Below are 18499 nucleotides of genomic sequence, written 5' to 3'. Positions count from 1 at the left end.
TTTAAACAGCTAATAAAAAACGCGCTTAAAGCAATTTAAGCGCGTTTTTTGTATTTATAACCGTTTATGGTTAAGCCTTATTTACCGTTCTCATTTGCTGCTTTTTCTTCAGCTAGTTCTTCTTTAAGCTTTCGGATTTTTAAACCTTGTTCTTGTCCGCGGTGTCTTGCGTAGTAAGTACAGCCAATAAACATTGAAGAGGCAAACACAAGCTCTAGCAATACCCAAATTAATTCATCAGGAGCGGCCCACAGCATGGTAAGTCCGTGAATAAAATACAACATTACAACAAAGTTAGCCCACGCATAAGTGTATGTATTATCTTTAATTATGCCTCTTAGCGGCAGTAGTAACGGAATAATAGGCAAAAATAAAGACACTAAACTCGCATTACCATTTAGAGGTGGCACAAAATACATCCACAGTGGAATAAGAACAAGTAAACCTACGTAGCCAAATAGTGCGGCACGCTGAAACTTTACTGTAATCGGCTTTTTAGCTGGGTTGTCAGCTGTATTCATTTAAGTTTTCTCGCAATGTGAGTAAGGCGTTTACCAACGCTTTGGCATATTTTAATTTCGTCTTTGCTTAGTTGTGCACTATTAGCGCTGCCAGCAACGTGTGTTGCACCGTATGGTGTTCCACCTGTTTGTGTTGCAAGTAGTTCGGGTACATCGTACGGCACGCCCAGTAGCATCATACCGTGGTGTAATAGTGGCAGAGATAAGTTAAGTAAGGTTGCTTCATTACCACCATGCATACTGCTTGATGACGAAAACACACACGCTGGCTTATCTATTAACTGACCTTTTAACCACAAGTCGCTGGTGGTTTCCCAAAAGCTTTTAGCTTGAGAGGCCATCATGCCAAATCGGGTTGGTGTACCAAATGCTAAACCATCGCAATTTATTAAATCATCTTTGGTGATCACAATGTCGTGCGCATTTTTAGCCACAAAGGTGCGAAGCAGTGCTGTAGCACCTTGTTGCTCTATCGACTCTGCTATTTCGTGAGCCATTGCTTCAACTGAGCCATGGCTTGAGTGATAAAGCACCACTATGGTTGCACTCATTATAAAACGCTTAGTACGTTTTCTGGTGGACGACCAATCGCTGCTTTATTGTTATTCACTACAATAGGGCGTTCAATTAGTTTTGGATTTTGTACCATGGCATCTATTAATGCTGATTCACTGCTTTCATCTTTTAAATTAAGTGCTTTGTAGTCATCTTCTTTTGTGCGCATTAATTCACGTACGGATGAAAAACCAAGTTGGATTACAAGCGTTGAAATTTGCTCGTGTGTAAGAGGCGTTTTTAAATACTCTACAACACTTGGCTCTATTGCTTTACTTTGCAGTAGCGCTAGCGTTTCGCGTGATTTAGAACAACGAGGGTTGTGGTAAATAGTAACAGACATAAAATGATTCCAAAGTGTGAATTGCGTCTATTTTAGGGTAACCGCTTGCAGACTTAAAGTCTTGCAAGCTCTTTTTGTAAAAGTCGATACTGGGTAAGTAGTGCTTTTAAACGTTGTTGCTTTACAAGTTGAGTAGGCTCTACAAAGTTTAGTGCTTTTTGTACTTCGTCTGCGGCTTTTAAATAAGCACCATATTGTGCTAATACATCGGCGTTAGCTTCGTGATAAGAGGCTAATTTATCTTGTTTTTTATACGCGTCTGCAAGGAGTTGTTTGCCTAAGTTATGATCTGGCTTTTCGAGTAAAAAACTCTTTAAAATATTTTCAGCAAGCTCATATTGCTCAGCTTCAAGTGCTGAGTTGGCATAGTTAAGTGTAATTACCTGATTATTAGGGCGATACTGATTTAAGTCGGCTAAAAACTTAACGGCTTCATCTGCCTTTTTTTGTGCAATAAGTAAATCGGTATGGGTATCTATATAAAATAGGTTTTTAGGATCGTTTTTTAAAAGCTCGTCTAATATTGGTGCTGCTTCATCAAGCTTTTTTTGATCAAGCAAGCTTATGGCTAAGCCGTACTTTAATGCAGTGTTGTTGTAGGTGTTTTCGCGCAGTAGTTTTCTAAATAGATCTTCTGCGTTTTCTGGTTTGTTGTCATAGCGGGCAAGCACTCGACTTTTTGCTAAATTAAACTCAAGGCTCGCATTCATAAGGCGCACAGGAAATTGCTCTGCACGCAAACGTACATCTGATACACGGCTCTCTGGTAATGGGTGAGTTAGCAAAAATGCTGGTGGCTTGTATTTATAGCGAATTTGCGCGGCAAGTTTAGTTAAAAACTCACTCGATGCACGGGGATCAAATCCTGCATTATTAAGTGTTTGCATGCCTATGCGGTCAGCTTCTTGCTCAGCTGAGCGGCTATGCGTTAACTGACTAAAAGCAGATTGTGTTTGGCTGGCAGATATAATGGCAATACCCGCGTCGGGTGCAACAACGGTTGCTAATATACCTGCAATCATACCGGCAATGGTCAGCGCGCTGTTATCTTGTTGCTGCTGTATTCTACGTGCTAAGTGGCGCTGTGTTACGTGAGCAATTTCGTGACCAAGTACCGAAGCAAACTGGCTCTCGTTATCGGCTTGAGCTATTAACCCGGTGTGTACACCTACATGCCCGCCATAAAATGCAAATGCATTTATTTCTGAGTTATTTATCCAAAAAAACGAAAACGGAAAACGTACATCGTTAGCATTAGCAACAAGTTTACGGCCAATAGTCGTGAGGTATTCATCTAGCACAGGGTCGTTTATAACTGGCGATGAACCTCGTATTTGCATCATCATTACTTCGCCAATAGCTTGTTCTTTTTCAAGTGGCAGTGCTTGTAATGCAGATGTCCCTAAATCAGGAAGAGTAAAATTGGTTTGCGCTTTCAAAGGTTCGCTTACTAATAAGCTAAACGTAAGCGCGGCACTGCATAAAGTGATAAATGCTGATTTTAGCTGCATTTTATTCCTTGTTAATTTGTTCGCCAATTGCAATTTTGGCTATGTCTATTTCGTCACTGCTTGCACGGCTGTCTTTTTCGCACAATTGGTATAGTTCTTTTATTGTGACTCCATCAAGCTTTACAACGTTCAATTCTCGCTGCAAAAAAGTAATAATTTTATGTACTACTTTATGTGCATGTAAAATAATGGCTTTATCTGCTTTGTCGCCCCGTTCAAAATAAAAGCCAATAAACTTATGTAACTGACTTATTCTGATCAGGTTTTTCATTGAATGTGGATCCCACACTCTAAACTCCATAAAGCGATTATTTTTTATGTATTGGTCAACAATAACATCTTTAGCATAAGGCTGTGCCCATAGCTCAAAGCCTCTGTCGGTAAAAACTTGGTGCAGCGCAATACGTGGCTTATGTTTAGTGTGTATTACACCAAGGCTGTCTTCATGGCCTTCTAATAAATCTAAGTTCCAATTGCGTTTATCTATAAGTTGTTTAACTGCATTATCGAATCCATGATCTAAAATCCCTTCTGATTCGCTTATTGATGAGGCAACAAGGTGATAAAAAGGAGGTAGTTCGCCCCAATTAATTTGCTTTTTAAACCAATTAATCTCTTTGAGTGTTGGATTACTGGGTAGTTGCGCTTTATTATGCGTGCCAGGCATTAACTTATCCTTACTGCTAGTTATGTTATAAGGATAAACTATTGCAGGTATTGTTTTAACAAAAAGTTACAACGGTTTGGGTATATAAGTATATTGACCGTAAATATGCGACTTATTATTCATTTACTATACGGATAAAGTAGTTATGGTAGAGCGCGATTTAAAAGAGTTTAAATGCCCTCAGCAATTTGTGCAGTTTAAACTTGCGCTACGAAGTGCGCAATCTTCAAAACAACGTATCACTTTTAGTCTTAATAAAGGTGAAAGTGCGAACGATATTGAACGTTTTTTGCAAAAAAATGCTTATAGTTACAATTTTGATAAACAACGTGGGTTGTTATTAGTGGAGCCATTACATGTTTGAATACGTAAAAACATGGTACGAAAGGAAGTTCTCGGATCCTCACTCGTCTACCTTATTATTTTTATTATTAGCCTCAGTGGCCTTACTTTACTTTTTTGGCTCGTTAATTGTTCCTGTGCTTGTAGCATTGGTTATTGCTTATTTACTTGATTGGCCGGTTGTTCATTTAGAGCGCGTTGGCTTAAAACGTTTTACTGCAACGATTATTGTAATGTTGATATTTATTAGCATTATGCTCACCCTTATTTTGGTTATTGGCCCAGTGCTTTGGAAGCAAACCAGTAACTTAGTGCAAGAAACCCCGCATATGTTAGAGCAAGGGAAGTCTTATTTAATGGCTTTACCTGAACAATACCCAAGTTTAATTAACATAGAACAAGTACAAGCTATTGTTGCAACGGTAGAAGCTAAAATCATTGAGTTTGGTCAAACTGTATTGTCGTTTTCACTTACGTCATTAAAAGATGTTGTTGCGTGGCTTATATATTTAGTGCTTGTGCCGCTACTGGTGTTTTTTATGCTTAAAGATAAGCTGGAGCTAACGGGGAGCATTGCTAAACTGATCCCGCAGCAACGACGCTTAATTTTGCAAGTGTGGCACGAAATGAATCAACAAATTATGAATTACATTCGCGGTAAAGTGTTTGAAATTTTAATTGTTGGTGGTGTGTCTTTTATTGCATTTACTGTTTTAGATTTACGCTACGCCGCATTACTTGGTGTGCTTGTTGGCTTGTCGGTATTAATTCCATTTATTGGCGCGGCACTCGTCACTATTCCTGTAGCGGCAGTTGCGCTGTTTCAGTTTGGATTAGAAACACAGTTTTGGACCATTTTAATTATTTACGGAATTATTCAGGCGCTTGATGGCAACGTGCTTGTGCCACTATTATTTTCTGAGGCGGTTGATTTAAATCCGGTGTTTATAATTGTCGCGGTATTATTTTTTGGTGGCTTGTGGGGATTTTGGGGCGTATTTTTTGCCATCCCGTTGGCTTCATTAGTAAAAGCGCTAATAACAGCTTGGTCGTCAACGCATGAAGAGATAAGTAAAGAGGTCAGTGAATAATTAAGTAAACAGACTTTTAGTCTAAAAAAGAATAGTAAACGCACCTCTAGTGCTAATTGATTATTACTCATTACCTGTAAATTTATGTACTATTGGTAATAAGATATATTTTTTAGTAATAAGGTGCGTTTTTTAATGTCTGAGTTTTTATTGCACGATGAGCCAGTAAAACAAGTTTACCTTGATGCAAACGCAACGACCCCTGTGTTGCCTTGTATTGCTGATGTTGTTTCTCATACCATGCAAATATGTTTTGGTAATCCTTCAAGCCCGCACATTACAGGTATTCAAGCCAAGCATTTATTAGAACAAACACGTCAAAAAGCACACACGGTTATTGGCGCAAGTAATGGCGATATTTTATTTACCTCTGGCGCAACAGAAGGCATTCAAACTGCGGTGGTTTCTACGTTAATTGATGCTAAAAAACACCCGATTAAAAACCCCGTATTGTTATATGGTGCTACTGAGCATAAAGCGGTGCCAAATACACTTAAACACTGGAATAGCGTACTTGACGTTAATGCTGAGGTGCTTGCTATTCCGGTTGATAGTAACGGTATTTTAGATTTAGATTTTATAGCTAAACATATAGATAACGCTTTGATGATTTGCACCATGGCCGTTAATAACGAAACCGGTGTATATCAAGATTTACCTGCTATTGAGCAGGTAATTCGTAGCCGTAATAAAAATGTATCGTGGATGGTGGATTGCGTGCAGGCGCTCGGTAAACAAGCGCTCGCGCTGAGTGATACAACAATAGACTACGCACCTTTTTCGGGGCATAAGCTTTATGCACCTAAAGGTATTGGCTTTTTATATATTCGTAGTGGCAGTGCGTACACACCTTTTATAGCGGGTGGCGGTCAAGAAAGTGGAATGCGCTCAGGCACCGAAAATCTACCCGGTATTGCAGGGTTAAATAAGCTATTTAGTATGTTGCTTGATAAATCAGACGATACATTTAAACCAATTAGCATACTTAACTCTTATCGAAGCCAGTTACAAAGCGCGATAAAAGACACCTTTGGCGATATTACATTCAATCATGATTTTGCTTATAGCGTGCCTACCACACTTAACTTTGCTGTTAACGATTTAACGAGCAAAGAAGTGATTGATTTATTTGACGCTGCAGGCATTCGCGTGAGTGGAGGCTCGGCTTGTAGTACAGGCGCATCAACAAGTTTTGTTTTAGATGCAATGGGTGCAAGTAAGTGGCAAAGCGAAAACGCGATTAGGCTATCGTTTGGACCTGCTGCAACACAACACGATATTGATGATGCTTGTGTGCGTATTCGCGCTCTAAAAGCAATACTCCAGGCAAACTGTTTAATCGTATCTGACAGCACCACACCACAACAAGAAGTATGCGCACTGGGCCTTACTCAGTTTAGGCACCAAGGAGCATGTAGTTGGCTTCATGTAAGCGATGATAAACACGCTGTAATAATTGACCCTATTATTGAGCTTATTCCGCGCTTTGAAAAAATAGCTAATACACAAAACTTAACTATATCAGCGGTGCTTAATACTCATCTGCATCAAGAGCGAGAGTCAGCGACTAATTTACTAACCAGCGTTCTTGCATTAAGAGTTGTAAAAGGTGAAGTTGATTTGCTAGGTTGGCCGCTAAATACAGCAAGTATTAACTTGGCAAACGACGTACTTGAAAAAGTAGTTACACCTGGGCACAGCAAAGACAGTGTAAGTTATTTATTAAAAAACAGTAATGGCGAAACGCGTTACTGTTTTTGTGGTGATTTAATACTGCCTGCAGGGCTTGGCAATACATCGCTTATAGGTGGGGATGCAAAAGCAATGGCACGCTCTATTTTAGCAATGAGCGAGCAACTTAATAGCACCAGCATTATTTGCTCAGGGCACGACTACCAACAATGTTTTGCCATGAACTGGGCTGTACAGCAAAACCAAACGCCATTACTTGATGCGTTAGTGAGCGGCAGTATTTCAGTTGATGAATTTGCAATACAAAAACAGCAGTACGACGCTACAAAACAAGTAGATAACACGCAATTGTGTGGTTATGTAAATGCGTTACCTGAGGTTGATACACAGCAATTAAATTTTGATGACGCTAAAGTAATGTTAAACACCAGCGATACATATTTAATAGATACTCGGGAGCCGTATGAGCATGGAGCAAATAATGTTGCTCAGTTATTTAATACGCTAGATGAAAAAACATTAAATATACCACTTAGCAGAATGGCAAATGCGGTATTTGAAGGGCAATTAAACAAAAATAACAAGTACATTTTATTATGCCGTAGTGGTAACCGCTCAAAAATTGCTGCAACTAATTTAATGCAACTAGGATACAAAACGGTTTATAACCTAAGTGGCGGGTTAGCGCTTAGTAATTAAACAAAGATTGTAATTTATACAAAATCGGCTTTAGGGCCGATTTTTTTGTTTTTAAGGTTTATTGCACGCAATGTAAACATGCACAGTAATTAGTTAATGAGTATAAAAAGTAATTAGTAGTACTTATGAAAATTCATGAATATTTCATTTTGATTGATTAAGCTATGCCGTTGCCTTTAAAATTGAGGGTAAATTAATTTATAAAATTTTTATGATACCGGTGTCAAAAGCTAAAAATTGCGTTATCATCGGCATCTAAAATTATAAAAACAGCACTTTTTTTGCATTTTTAGTTATACTATCGGCGCTTTATTTTAGTGTAAATAAGCAGTGTTAAGAGTTTTGCTTTTATAAAAAACATTTTTAAATCAATTGATTGAAAAAACTAGAGGATATTTCCATGTCTAACCGAACGCAACTAGCAAGTTGGCAAGCACTAGAACTAAGTGCAGCTAAGATGAAACAAACACATCTAAAAACGTTATTTGCACAAGATGACAGGCGCTTTTCTCAGTTTTCGACTCAAGTACCTGGCGTATTATTCGACTATTCTAAGCAACTTATTGATAACGATGTTTTTGCAAACTTAATGTCGCTTGCTAAAGAATGCGATATTGCATCGTGGCGCGATAAAATGTTTAGCGGTGAAAAAATCAATATCACCGAGGATCGCTCAGTACTACATACGGCACTTCGTAATCGTGCTCACACTCCATTAATAGTGGATGGCGAAAACGTAACACAAGCCGTAGACAACGAATTAGCTAAAATTAAAGTGTTTGTAGAAAAAGTGCGTAGTGGTAAATGGTTAGGCTATACCGGTAAAGCGGTAAAAGATGTGGTAAGTATTGGCGTAGGTGGTTCTAACCTTGGCCCACAAATGGCAACCGAGGCATTAAAAGCACTTGCTGATGATACGTTAAATGTTCATTACGTATCTAATGCTGACGGTGTACAAATTTCGTCTATATTAAAAGCCATTGACCCTGAAACAACATTATTTGTTATTTCGTCAAAAACATTTACTACGTCAGAAACCATGACAAATGCTAAAACAGCGGTTGACTGGTTTTTACAAACAACAAAAGATGAAAGTACAATTGCAAAGCACTTTGTTGCAGTAAGTACAAATTTAGAAAAAACGGCAACTTTTGGTATCAGCGACGAAAACGTATTCACTATGTGGGATTGGGTTGGCGGTCGCTTTTCACTTTGGAGTGCGATAGGCTTACCAATTGCTTTATATTTAGGCTACGACGCCTTTGAAGCAATTTTAGAAGGTGCGTTTGAAATAGACGAGCACTTTAAATCTGCGCCGTTTGAGCAAAATATACCATTAATTATGGCATTGCTTAGTGTATGGAATACGAGCTTTTTAGGCTACACAGCGCAAGCTATATTACCGTACGACCAAGCACTGCATATGTTGCCTGCGTATTTACAGCAAGGCGAAATGGAAAGTAACGGTAAACACGTTAACTTTGCAGGCGAAACGGTACCTTATACTACAGTTCCAATTATTTGGGGCATGACGGGTATTAATGGTCAGCACGCGTTTTATCAGTGTTTACACCAAGGTAATGTAATTGTACCTGCAGATTTTATTGCATCAGTTAAACCACAAGTGAATGTTGATAAGCATCACGATATTTTATTATCAAACTTCTTTGCACAAACAGAAGCGATGATGAGTGGGGTAGATGCAGCGCAAGTTACTGCTGATTTAACCGCTAAGGGTAAATCGCAAGCAGAGATTGATGAGTTATTAAATCATAAAATTCATCAAGGCAATCGTCCTACAACGTCTATGCTATTAGATACAGTAGATGCTAAAACAGTGGGCCGTTTAATTGCACTGTATGAGCATAAGATATTTTGCCAAGGAATTATTTTAGAAATATGTTCGTTTGACCAATGGGGCGTAGAGCTGGGTAAAGGTTTAGCATCTAAAATTGAGAGTGAACTCACTGATGAAAGCGTTAAACACGCTCATGATAGTTCGACAAACGGCTTAATGGCGTACTACAAACAAAACCGTACGCAGTAAAAAATTCGCTTACGCAAGTAAGTAAACCGAGTACCTTTGAACGGGTAGCGCTGGAGTGCTTAGGGTCTGTATTTTTGTGAGAGGAGATACAGGGCCCCTAAGGCTCATTTAATAAGCGCAATGATAAAAATAATAATAAATCATCGATACAGAACAATTCAGCAGGCTTTTATTTAAATACAGCTATAAAAGCCATCTAATCTAGCAATAAATAGGCATACCCGCGCATTTATAAAGTGTACTGGGTATCACAACGTAGAGAGTAACTATGCTTAATCCTTTTGATATTATAATTTTTGGGGGCGGTGGTGATCTTGCGTTACGCAAATTGCTACCTGCAATGTACAGAGCATATCAAGAAGGTAACTTACCTGAAGGCTCACGTATCCTACCAACAGTACGCGAAGAATCGAAACGTGCTGAATACATAGAAACAGCGCATAAAGCATTACAAGAATTTTTAAGCAAAGGTGAATTTAACGCTAAAGATTGGAAAGCGTTTTCTACTTTTTTAGTGCCAGTGGTAAGTAATGTTACAGAAGCAGACGACAACTGGGATGTGCTAAAAGGCATTTTAGATGAGCACGAAAGTACTAAGTCTCGTGTGTTTTATTTATCGCTTCCGCCTGCTGTTTACGGCACATGTTGTGAGATATTATCGACTAAAGGTTTAATTACACCTACATCACGCGTTGTTGTTGAAAAGCCTATTGGTTATTGCGGTGATTCTGCTGAAGCAATTAATGGAAAAATTGCAGAATTTTTTAATGAAGAGCAAATTTTCCGTATTGACCATTACTTAGGTAAAGAAACAGTACAAAACTTAATGGCGCTACGTTTTTCAAACTCATTGTTTGAAAATATGTGGGATGCTAAATCTATTGATAACATCCAAATTAGCTTATCAGAAACTGTTGGCCTTGAAAGCCGTGCTGGTTTCTACGATAAAGCCGGTGCACTTCGTGACATGGTTCAAAACCATTTATTACAACTACTTTGTTTAGTTGCAATGGAGTCGCCTAATAAGCTTAACGCTAACAGTATTCGTAACGAAAAATTAAAAGTATTAGAAGCACTTCGCCCACTAGTAGGTGGTGATGTTGATGAAAATATTGTTCGTGGTCAATACGTACCAGGTGACTTAAACGGTAAAATTGTACCGGGTTACTTAGAAGAGCTAAATGAAGGTTCTAGTAAAACAGAAACGTTTGTAGCTATTCGTGCACATATTGATAACTGGCGCTGGGCGGGTGTTCCATTTTACCTTCGTACGGGTAAACGTATGGCTAAGCGCTGTGCAGAAATTGTGGTTGAATACAAAAAAGTATCTCACAATATCTACGAAGATAACGTGGGTAATATCGAGCCAAATCGTCTTGTTATTCGTTTGCAACCAGAGGAAACAATTCAACTAACGCTTATGTCTAAGCGTCTTGATAACCTTCAAATGCAACTTGAGCCAGTGACAATGAATATTGAGCTTTCACAAGCTTACAGCAATGGTTTTCACTCAGATGCGTACAAGCGTTTAATGCTTGATGCCGCTGCAAATAACCCATCATTATTTATTCACCGTGATGAAGTTCGTCAAGCGTGGAAATGGATTGATCCAATCATTGACCGTTGGCAAGACAAAGGCAAGCCTGCGCTTTATCGTGCTGGTAGCTGGGGTCCTGAGGATGCTGATGAATTATTGGCAGAAAAAAGCCACGTGTGGTTTAACACAGGCGATAAGGTATAAGCATGGCAACACTAGTTGAAAAATTTTTTGACGATAAAGACGCGTTAACAGCTGAGCTTTCTGCAACGCTTGAGCAATCACTACGTGATGGTATTAAAAACGATGGCCGTGCTGTATTAATGGTGTCGGGTGGCTCGTCTCCTGCGCCCGCTTATAAGCATTTATCAACGCTTGATTTAGATTGGCAACATGTTGATGTTGCTATGGTTGATGAACGCTGGGTAGACCCAAGCCATGAAAAAAGTAACGAAGCATTTATTAAAAGCACGTTATTACAAAATTTTGGCAGTGCTGCAAACTTTATAACCATGAAAAACGATGCTGCAACCGCGCAGCAAGGCAGTGAAGTGTGTGAAGCCGCTTACAGTGCTTTAAAAGCGCCATACGATGTAACTATTCTAGGCATGGGCCCAGATGGTCATACAGCGTCGTTGTTCCCAAATGCAGAAGGTTTAGAGCACGGTTTAACAACTGAGCAAACAGTATGTGCAATTAATGCGATACAAAGTGATGTGACGGGTAGTATTACTGAGCGAATGACGCTTACGTTAAATGCCATTGCGCAATCTAAAGTGGTTAAGCTTTTAATTAGCGGTGAAGAAAAACTCGCTGTTTATAAGCAAGCAAAAGCGGGCGGCGATGTTAATGACATGCCACTTCGCGCAGTGCTTAATCACCCAAGTATAAATATTGAAGTATATTGGGCGCCTTAATTTAGGTGCTAATTTAACTTTTAAAGGCCGCTTATATAAGCGGCCTTTTTTATTTGCTCAAATTTAAGCCTAAACACTGCAAAAAAACAGTCCTGAACTGTTAACCAATGTTAATGAATAACTTTGGTTTGTATTAAAATCAACCACGAAGTGTGTTGTTTTTGAACAAAATTTATGAGTTTGAGCTGTATGTTTTTTAGCAACGTTCAGATTTAGTTAAATTTTATTTTTTCATGGTCGTTGTCATAAAAGTTTCCCTTCCTTTTTTAGCTCAAAAGCATTAGCCTAAAGGTATTAACAATGAAACATATAAATTAAAATAAACGGAGCAGTAACATGGCGGAGCAACAAGTACAGCCTTTACACAACGAAAAACATGCCAACACTAAAATTCAAAACGGCATCAATGTAGAATTCATGAAAACTCAACATTTAGTGCCAGTAGTTGCACATGAGTTTGCACGCGTAGCAAACGAGTTTCCAATGTCATTCGTTAAAAACAACGAAAGCGGCACTTTTCAAGCTGTTGCTATGTTTGGCTTAGAGCCAGGCGAAAACCTTTTTGTAGAAGATGGCAAATGGACTGCAGCATTTGCACCTATGGCATCTACTCGTTACCCACTGGGCTTAGTTAAACACCCAGATCAAGATCAATACGGTATCGTAATTGACGAAGCAAGTGCGCTTGTTGGTGAAGACGAAGGTAATGCATTATTTGAAAACGGCGAAGAAACAGATTACCTAAAACGTCGTAAAGAAGCGCTTGTATCTTTTATTGAGTTTTCTCAAGTAACAGAAGCGTTCACTAAATTCCTTGCTGATAAAGAGCTACTAATTGCGCAAACGCTTACAGTAGACATTAAAGGCGAGAAAAAAGACATCAACGGTATTTACCTTATCGATGAGAAAAAGCTAAATGAGTTAAGCGATGCTGATTTCTTAGAGCTTCGTAAACGTGGTTACTTAGCACCAATTTATTCTTTCTTAACGTCTACTCATCAAGTAGCACGTTTAGCGCGTTTAAAAGCTAAACAAGCTTAATTATACCAATTGCATTAAATTAGTGATCTATTATAGCGATAAGAAAATGGCTCAATAACAAGGCTAAAATTATGATACATAGTTGTTCTATATAAATAATTTTCAACGTAGTTAGTGAGCTATTTAATACGCTAGAATGACCATGTTTTTAATAAAATTGGTATTACAAATACGTAAAATTTAAAAAAGCGCCTTAAGGCGCTTTTTTTATGCCATTAAACTCACTTTAGTTGAAATTAAGCCCGCAACCATTCACATTAGTTTATAACTTTTCCATAAAAGAACTCATTATGAAAACACCCTTATTAGCAATTTTTGCGAGCAGCCTTTTTGCTTTAAGTAATAGCGTATTCGCTGCAGAGACTCCTTTTGCCATTGCGATTCATGGTGGGGCAGGGACAATAGAAAAAGCACGGTTTACACCCGCTCAAGAAAAGCAGTACCGCGCTAAATTAACAGAGGCCGTAGAGACAGGCTATAAAGTATTACACCAAGGCGGTGAAAGTTTAGATGCGGTAACTGCGGCAATTACAGTATTAGAGCAATCGCCTTATTTTAATGCAGGGCGTGGAGCGGTATACACTTACGATGGCGGGCATGAGCTTGATGCATCCATAATGGATGGTCGAAACCGTGAAGCAGGCGCAGTTGCGGGTGTAAAGCATATTGAGAGCCCGATTAAATTAGCGCGTTTGGTCATGAACAACTCTGTACACGTAATGCTTAGTGGGCAAGGCGCTGAGGAGTTTGCTAAAGAGCAAGGTGTTGAACTTGTCGAAAATAACTTATTTGATACCGAGCCTCGTTACAAAGCGCTTTTAAAAGCAAAACAAAAATTAGATAAAGCCAAAGCAACCAGTAAAGAGTACCAAGCCGCGCACAAAGCATTGCCTAACTCTTACAAAATGGGCACGGTTGGCGCAGTGGCGCTTGATAAAAACGGTAATTTAGCGGCAGGTACATCCACAGGTGGTATGACGGCAAAACGTTATGGCCGTGTAGGTGACGCGCCGGTAATTGGTGCTGGGACATTTGCTGAAAACGAATCGTGCGCAGTATCGGCAACAGGGCACGGTGAATATTTTATTCGCTATAACGTAGCGAGCGATATATGTGCGCGTGTTAAGTATCAAGGTAAAACCATAGCTGAAGCTGGAGATGAAGTTATAAACGGTGTGCTTAAGCCAATTGGTGGCACTGGCGGCGTTATTATTATTGATACTAAGGGGAATATTAGCTTGCCGTTTAATACCTCTGGCATGTATCGGGCAAGTAAGTCGAATACGCAAGCGACCTACGTGGGCATTTTTAACGACGAATAAGCCAAAGTAATTTAATTAACCTCAACTCTGGTTAATAGATTTACTAAAGTATTGAACCACAATGATATTTTAATTCATTTATTGCTAGCCAGTTATTTTCAGTGCAGTTAGCGCTGAAAATAACTGCTTGAGATAGATTTATTATTCGCAGTTTAGGTGAATCGCAGCGTTTATATAACAAACAACCCCGTGTTATGCATTTTGTAGGATTAACCCCGGCCGTTTAATTTGATATAATTATGGCTCTTTAACTAATTTTATAAGGTATGCGGGTGGTAAACCTAGGTCAGTTGTTTGGCGAGCTAAAAACGTGCTTGAAAAAAGATCAATTCATTTTCAAAAAACGCTTACATGGCGTAAAAAAAATAACGGATGAAAACAAGCATGCCAACGCGCTTGAAAAAATAGCGGCTGATATAACCCGTAGCCAAGAATTACGTGATAAACGCTTAGCGGGCCTTCCTAAAGTGACTTACCCTGAGCAATTGCCAGTAAGTCAAAAAAAGGAAACAATTAAAGACGCCATTGCAAATAACCAAGTGGTTATTATTGCAGGTGAGACGGGCTCAGGTAAAACAACTCAAATACCTAAAATGTGTTTAGAGCTTGGCCGTGGTGTTGATGGCTTAATAGGCCATACTCAACCACGCCGATTAGCAGCGCGAACGGTGGCTAACCGTATTGCTGAAGAAATGAAGTGCGAACTTGGTCAGCAAGTCGGTTTTAAAATCCGTTTTAGCGATCAGGTTTCTAATAATACGTACGTTAAACTAATGACTGACGGTATTTTACTGGCAGAAATTCAGCAAGATCGATTTTTAAACCAATACGACACCATAATTATAGATGAAGCGCACGAGCGTAGTTTAAACATCGACTTTATTTTGGGTTACTTAAAAAACCTACTTCCAAAACGTCCTGATCTAAAAATAATAATTACGTCTGCAACCATCGATCCTGAGCGCTTTTCAAAGCATTTTGATGATGCGCCCATTATAGAAGTATCGGGTCGTACTTTCCCTGTTGATGTGCGTTACAACCCAACGGCCGATATTAATAAAGAAGATATGGAAGCCGAGGGCGATCAGCTACAAGGTATTTTTGATGCTGTTGACGAACTGTGCGCGGAAGGTCCTGGTGACATACTGATATTTTTAAACGGTGAGCGTGAAATACGCGATACCGCTGATGCACTTAGCAAGCGTAATTTAAAACACACAGATGTATTGCCACTTTACTCGCGCTTATCTAACGCAGAGCAAAACCGTATATTTGCGCCACATTCTCGTCGTCATATTATTTTATCGACCAACGTAGCCGAAACGTCACTAACTGTGCCGGGTATTCGTTATGTCATAGACCCAGGTACTGCGCGTATAAGCCGCTACAGTTATCGTACAAAAGTTCAGCGCCTGCCAATAGAACCTATATCGCAAGCAAGTGCTAATCAGCGTATGGGTCGTTGTGGACGTGTTGAAGCGGGTATTTGTATTCGCTTGTACTCTGAGGATGATTTTTTATCGCGCCCAGAGTTTACCGACCCTGAAATACTGCGTACTAATCTTGCCTCAGTTATTTTGCAAATGTTGGCACTCGGGCTTGGTGATATGGCGCAATTTCCGTTTGTGCAAGCGCCAGATAGCCGTAATATAAGTGATGGTTTATCGTTATTAGAAGAACTACAAGCAGTAAAACCAGACAAACGTGATAGTAAAACGAGTTTAACCGCTTCAGGTAGAGAACTCAGCCGATTACCGGTAGACCCTCGTTTAGCTAAAATGGTGCTCACAGCTCACAAACTTGGCGCATTGCGTGAAGTGATTGTTATTGTGGCGGCGTTGTCGATTCAAGATCCACGCGAACGCCCGCAAGAAAAACGTGCTGCAGCCAATGAAAAACACGGTCGCTTTGACGACCCAGATTCAGACTTTATCGCTTTTTTGAACTTATGGAATTACTTAGAAGAGCAGCAAAGCGAGCTGACTAACGGCCAGTTTAGAAAGCTGTGTCAAAAAGATTTCCTAGCCTATATGCGCCTGCGTGAGTGGCAAGATATTGTTTATCAAATAAGTACTGTGTGTAACGAAATGGGTATGAAAGCAACCAGCCAAGCGGCTGATGGCGAACTTGTTCACAAAGCGTTACTAAGTGGAATGCTGAGCCACATTGGCTTTAAAGATGAGAAGCAAATATACAAAGGTGCACGTAATAGTCAGTTTCATATTTTTCCGGGTTCAGGTTTATTTAAAAAGAGCCCTAAATGGATTATGTCGGCAGAGCTGGTAGAAACCAGTAAATTATATGCCCGCACAAATGCAAAAATAGACATTAACTGGGTAGAACCATTAGCGCAGCATTTAGTAAAACGTAGCTATACAGAGCCACATTGGGAGAAAAAGCCAGGTGCGGTAATCGCGTTTGAGCAGCAAACTTTGTACGGCCTACTTGTTGTAAATAAACGCCGCTGTGTTTATAGCAATATTGACCCTAAAGTGAGTCGAGAGCTTTTTGTACGCACCGCATTAGTTGAGCAAGAGCTGGGCTTAAATGAGAGCTTTTTAGCGTTTAACCGTGAGCTAATAGAAGATATTCAAGTACTGGAAAATAAGTCTCGTCGTCGTGATATTTTAGTTGATGAGCAAACGTTATTTGAGTTTTACGATAAAAAAATACCCAAAGAAATTAATAACCGCGCTGCATTTTTAAAATGGTATAAAACACAAAAACAACAAAATAAACATTACTTACACATGACCCGTGAAGAGCTAATGCAGCATGGTGCAAGTAATATCACTGAGTTTGACTACCCTGACACATGGCAGCAAGACAATATTATATTACCGCTTGCTTATCATTTTGACCCAGGACAAGCGGTTGATGGTGTTGCGGTGCAAATACCGGTAGCACTGTTGAATCAAGTACAAGAGAGTGGTTTTGACTGGCATATACCTGCATTTAGACATGAGCTAATAAGTGGGCTTATAAAGTCATTGCCTAAATCGCTTCGCCGTAATTTTGTGCCAGCACCAAATTACGCAGATGCAGTACTTGCAGCTATTGAGCCAATGCAAGGTAGCTTAATTGATGCTTTAGCTACGCGCTTATTAAGAATGACAGGTGTGAGAGTTGATGCAGAAGCGTGGGATTTAACCGCGCTTGCACCGCATTTACGATTGCAGTTTGAAGTACGTGATGAACACGATAAGTTACTTGCTCGTGGACTTGATTTAGCCAAACTTAAAGCAGAGCTGCAAGGTGAAGTAACCGAAACACTGTCTAAAGTAGCCGATAAAGGCATTGAAAAATCAGACCTAACACAATGGGACTTTGGTGAGCTGCCAGCTTCATATGTTAAAAAACAAGGTCAATACGAAATAAAAGCATACCCTGCGCTGGTGGATAAAAAATCAGTCGCTGCAGTGGAGCTTTTTGATAGTGAAGCAAAAGCGCAGCAAGCTCATCAACAAGGTTTGCGCCGTTTAGTATTGTTAAATGTGCCGTCGCCAATTAAGTACTTACAACAAAACTTACCGAATAAGGCAAAGCTGGGTTTGTACTTTAACCCATTTGGTAAAATAGCTGGTTTAATTGATGACTGTATCGCCGCAGGTGTTGATAGCTTATTAGTGAAACACGGCGATATACGCGATGAAAAAGCATTTGAAACAGTAAAAGAACAAATACGAGGTGAGCTCGGTGATGCCGTTGTATCGATTGCAACGCAAGTTGAGCAAGTATTAAGTATTGCGCACGCACTGCATAAAAAAATGAAAGGGCGCGTTGATTTAACCATGATAACCGCGCATGGCGATATAAAATCACAGCTTGAGTCACTTATATTTAAAGGTTTTGTGAGCGCGCATGGCGCAGATAAAATAACGGATTTAATTCGTTATTTAAAAGCGATTCAAAAACGTTTAGAGAAGCTGCCTGTGGATCCAAATCGTGATAGGTTATGCGTATTAGAGTTGGATAAAGTTGCTCAAGAGTACAAAAAAGTAGTTAATAAAACGCCTAAAGGCTTGCCTATTCCACAAGAAGTAACCGCTATTTTTTGGATGCAACAAGAGCTTAGAGTGTCGCTATTTGCTCAAACGCTTGGAACTCCTTACCCAATTTCGGCTAAGCGAGTACTTAATGCGATAAAAGAGATAGAATAAAACTTGCATTTTCTATTAAGCTTAGTACCTTAATAGGAGGATTTATTTTTGTTT

The 18499-nt window shown here is 39.5% G+C and carries 14 protein-coding genes; 9 read left to right on the top strand and 5 right to left on the bottom strand.

The annotated features are described in order from the left end of the window. Window positions 1-77: 77 nt before the first annotated feature. Genes I6F43_RS15705 through I6F43_RS15685 form a run of 5 tightly spaced genes read right to left on the bottom strand, consistent with a single transcriptional unit; the run spans window position 78 to window position 3597 of the window. Window positions 78-521, bottom strand: a complete 444-nt coding sequence (locus I6F43_RS15705; RefSeq protein ID WP_197103090.1) for a DUF2069 domain-containing protein — start codon at window positions 519-521, stop codon at window positions 78-80. Beyond that, a complete protein-coding gene (gene wrbA / locus I6F43_RS15700; protein ID WP_007581039.1) occupies window positions 518-1072 on the bottom strand; it encodes an NAD(P)H:quinone oxidoreductase in 555 nt (184 codons plus the stop codon). Before wrbA ends, I6F43_RS15705 begins: the two co-directional genes overlap by 4 nt. Next, window positions 1072-1419 carry an arsenate reductase (glutaredoxin) gene (arsC, locus tag I6F43_RS15695; protein ID WP_007581040.1) on the bottom strand — a complete coding sequence of 116 codons (348 nt, stop codon included), beginning with the start codon at window positions 1417-1419 and terminating at the stop codon, window positions 1072-1074. The genes wrbA and arsC overlap by 1 nt, the downstream gene beginning before the upstream one ends. 53 nt (window positions 1420-1472) lie before the next feature. Next, the gene (locus tag I6F43_RS15690; RefSeq protein WP_007581042.1) at window positions 1473-2930 is read right to left on the bottom strand and encodes a M48 family metalloprotease; all 1458 of its coding nucleotides are present in this window, start codon (window positions 2928-2930) and stop codon (window positions 1473-1475) included. Between the two features lies 1 nt (window position 2931). Next, window positions 2932-3597, bottom strand: a complete 666-nt coding sequence (locus I6F43_RS15685) for a hypothetical protein (protein ID WP_007581045.1) — start codon at window positions 3595-3597, stop codon at window positions 2932-2934. A 145-nt stretch (window positions 3598-3742) separates the two neighbouring features. Here I6F43_RS15685 and I6F43_RS15680 point away from each other — a divergent pair, with 145 nt between their 5' ends. From I6F43_RS15680 to hrpA, 9 genes are all read left to right on the top strand, one after another. After that, window positions 3743-3961 (top strand): sulfurtransferase TusA family protein, encoded by a 219-nt coding sequence (locus tag I6F43_RS15680; RefSeq protein WP_002961455.1) that lies wholly within the window; start codon window positions 3743-3745, stop codon window positions 3959-3961. Further along, on the top strand, window positions 3954-5030 hold the full coding sequence (locus tag I6F43_RS15675; RefSeq protein WP_169060373.1) for an AI-2E family transporter: 1077 nt from the start codon (window positions 3954-3956) through the stop codon (window positions 5028-5030). Before I6F43_RS15680 ends, I6F43_RS15675 begins: the two co-directional genes overlap by 8 nt. Window positions 5031-5165: 135 nt before the next feature. After that, window positions 5166-7421: an aminotransferase class V-fold PLP-dependent enzyme gene (locus I6F43_RS15670; protein ID WP_197103088.1), complete on the top strand. Its 2256-nt coding sequence runs from the start codon at window positions 5166-5168 to the stop codon at window positions 7419-7421. 400 nt (window positions 7422-7821) lie between these two features. Beyond that, complete coding sequence (gene pgi / locus I6F43_RS15665) at window positions 7822-9468, top strand: glucose-6-phosphate isomerase (RefSeq protein WP_197103086.1); 1647 nt, start codon at window positions 7822-7824, stop codon at window positions 9466-9468. Window positions 9469-9736: 268 nt separating this feature from the next. Continuing rightward, a complete protein-coding gene (gene zwf / locus I6F43_RS15660) occupies window positions 9737-11209 on the top strand; it encodes a glucose-6-phosphate dehydrogenase (protein WP_101163306.1) in 1473 nt (490 codons plus the stop codon). A 2-nt stretch (window positions 11210-11211) separates the two neighbouring features. Further along, window positions 11212-11922: a 6-phosphogluconolactonase gene (gene pgl, locus I6F43_RS15655; protein ID WP_007581060.1), complete on the top strand. Its 711-nt coding sequence runs from the start codon at window positions 11212-11214 to the stop codon at window positions 11920-11922. A gap of 336 nt (window positions 11923-12258) precedes the next feature. Then, entirely contained in the window at window positions 12259-12963 is a 705-nt protein-coding gene (locus tag I6F43_RS15650; protein WP_002961447.1) for a SapC family protein, read from the top strand. 290 nt (window positions 12964-13253) lie between these two features. Next, the gene (locus I6F43_RS15645) at window positions 13254-14285 is read left to right on the top strand and encodes an isoaspartyl peptidase/L-asparaginase family protein (protein WP_121954328.1); all 1032 of its coding nucleotides are present in this window, start codon (window positions 13254-13256) and stop codon (window positions 14283-14285) included. A 272-nt stretch (window positions 14286-14557) separates the two neighbouring features. Next, window positions 14558-18445, top strand: a complete 3888-nt coding sequence (gene hrpA, locus I6F43_RS15640) for an ATP-dependent RNA helicase HrpA (protein WP_197103084.1) — start codon at window positions 14558-14560, stop codon at window positions 18443-18445. Window positions 18446-18499 lie beyond the last annotated feature (54 nt).

Origin of the sequence: Pseudoalteromonas sp. NZS71_1 (genome assembly GCF_015864305.1) — a bacterium.
GTDB lineage: Bacteria > Pseudomonadota > Gammaproteobacteria > Enterobacterales > Alteromonadaceae > Pseudoalteromonas > Pseudoalteromonas arctica.
Note: the sequence above shows the minus strand (reverse complement) of the source record. Positions and strands in the feature narration are given on the sequence as shown.

Excerpts from the sequence above, each read along its gene's own strand:
- I6F43_RS15705 (WP_197103090.1), bottom strand. The coding sequence starts at position 521 with ATGAATACAGCTGACAACCCAGCTAAAAAGCCGATTACAGTAAAGTTT.
- zwf (WP_101163306.1), top strand. The coding sequence starts at position 9,737 with ATGCTTAATCCTTTTGATATTATAATTTTTGGGGGCGGTGGTGATCTT.
- I6F43_RS15650 (WP_002961447.1), top strand. The coding sequence starts at position 12,259 with ATGGCGGAGCAACAAGTACAGCCTTTACACAACGAAAAACATGCCAAC.
- I6F43_RS15685 (WP_007581045.1), bottom strand. The coding sequence starts at position 3,597 with ATGCCTGGCACGCATAATAAAGCGCAACTACCCAGTAATCCAACACTC.
- I6F43_RS15675 (WP_169060373.1), top strand. The coding sequence starts at position 3,954 with ATGTTTGAATACGTAAAAACATGGTACGAAAGGAAGTTCTCGGATCCT.
- pgl (WP_007581060.1), top strand. The coding sequence starts at position 11,212 with ATGGCAACACTAGTTGAAAAATTTTTTGACGATAAAGACGCGTTAACA.
- I6F43_RS15690 (WP_007581042.1), bottom strand. The coding sequence starts at position 2,930 with ATGCAGCTAAAATCAGCATTTATCACTTTATGCAGTGCCGCGCTTACG.
- I6F43_RS15680 (WP_002961455.1), top strand. The coding sequence starts at position 3,743 with ATGGTAGAGCGCGATTTAAAAGAGTTTAAATGCCCTCAGCAATTTGTG.
- I6F43_RS15670 (WP_197103088.1), top strand. The coding sequence starts at position 5,166 with ATGTCTGAGTTTTTATTGCACGATGAGCCAGTAAAACAAGTTTACCTT.
- I6F43_RS15645 (WP_121954328.1), top strand. The coding sequence starts at position 13,254 with ATGAAAACACCCTTATTAGCAATTTTTGCGAGCAGCCTTTTTGCTTTA.
- arsC (WP_007581040.1), bottom strand. The coding sequence starts at position 1,419 with ATGTCTGTTACTATTTACCACAACCCTCGTTGTTCTAAATCACGCGAA.
- wrbA (WP_007581039.1), bottom strand. The coding sequence starts at position 1,072 with ATGAGTGCAACCATAGTGGTGCTTTATCACTCAAGCCATGGCTCAGTT.
- pgi (WP_197103086.1), top strand. The coding sequence starts at position 7,822 with ATGTCTAACCGAACGCAACTAGCAAGTTGGCAAGCACTAGAACTAAGT.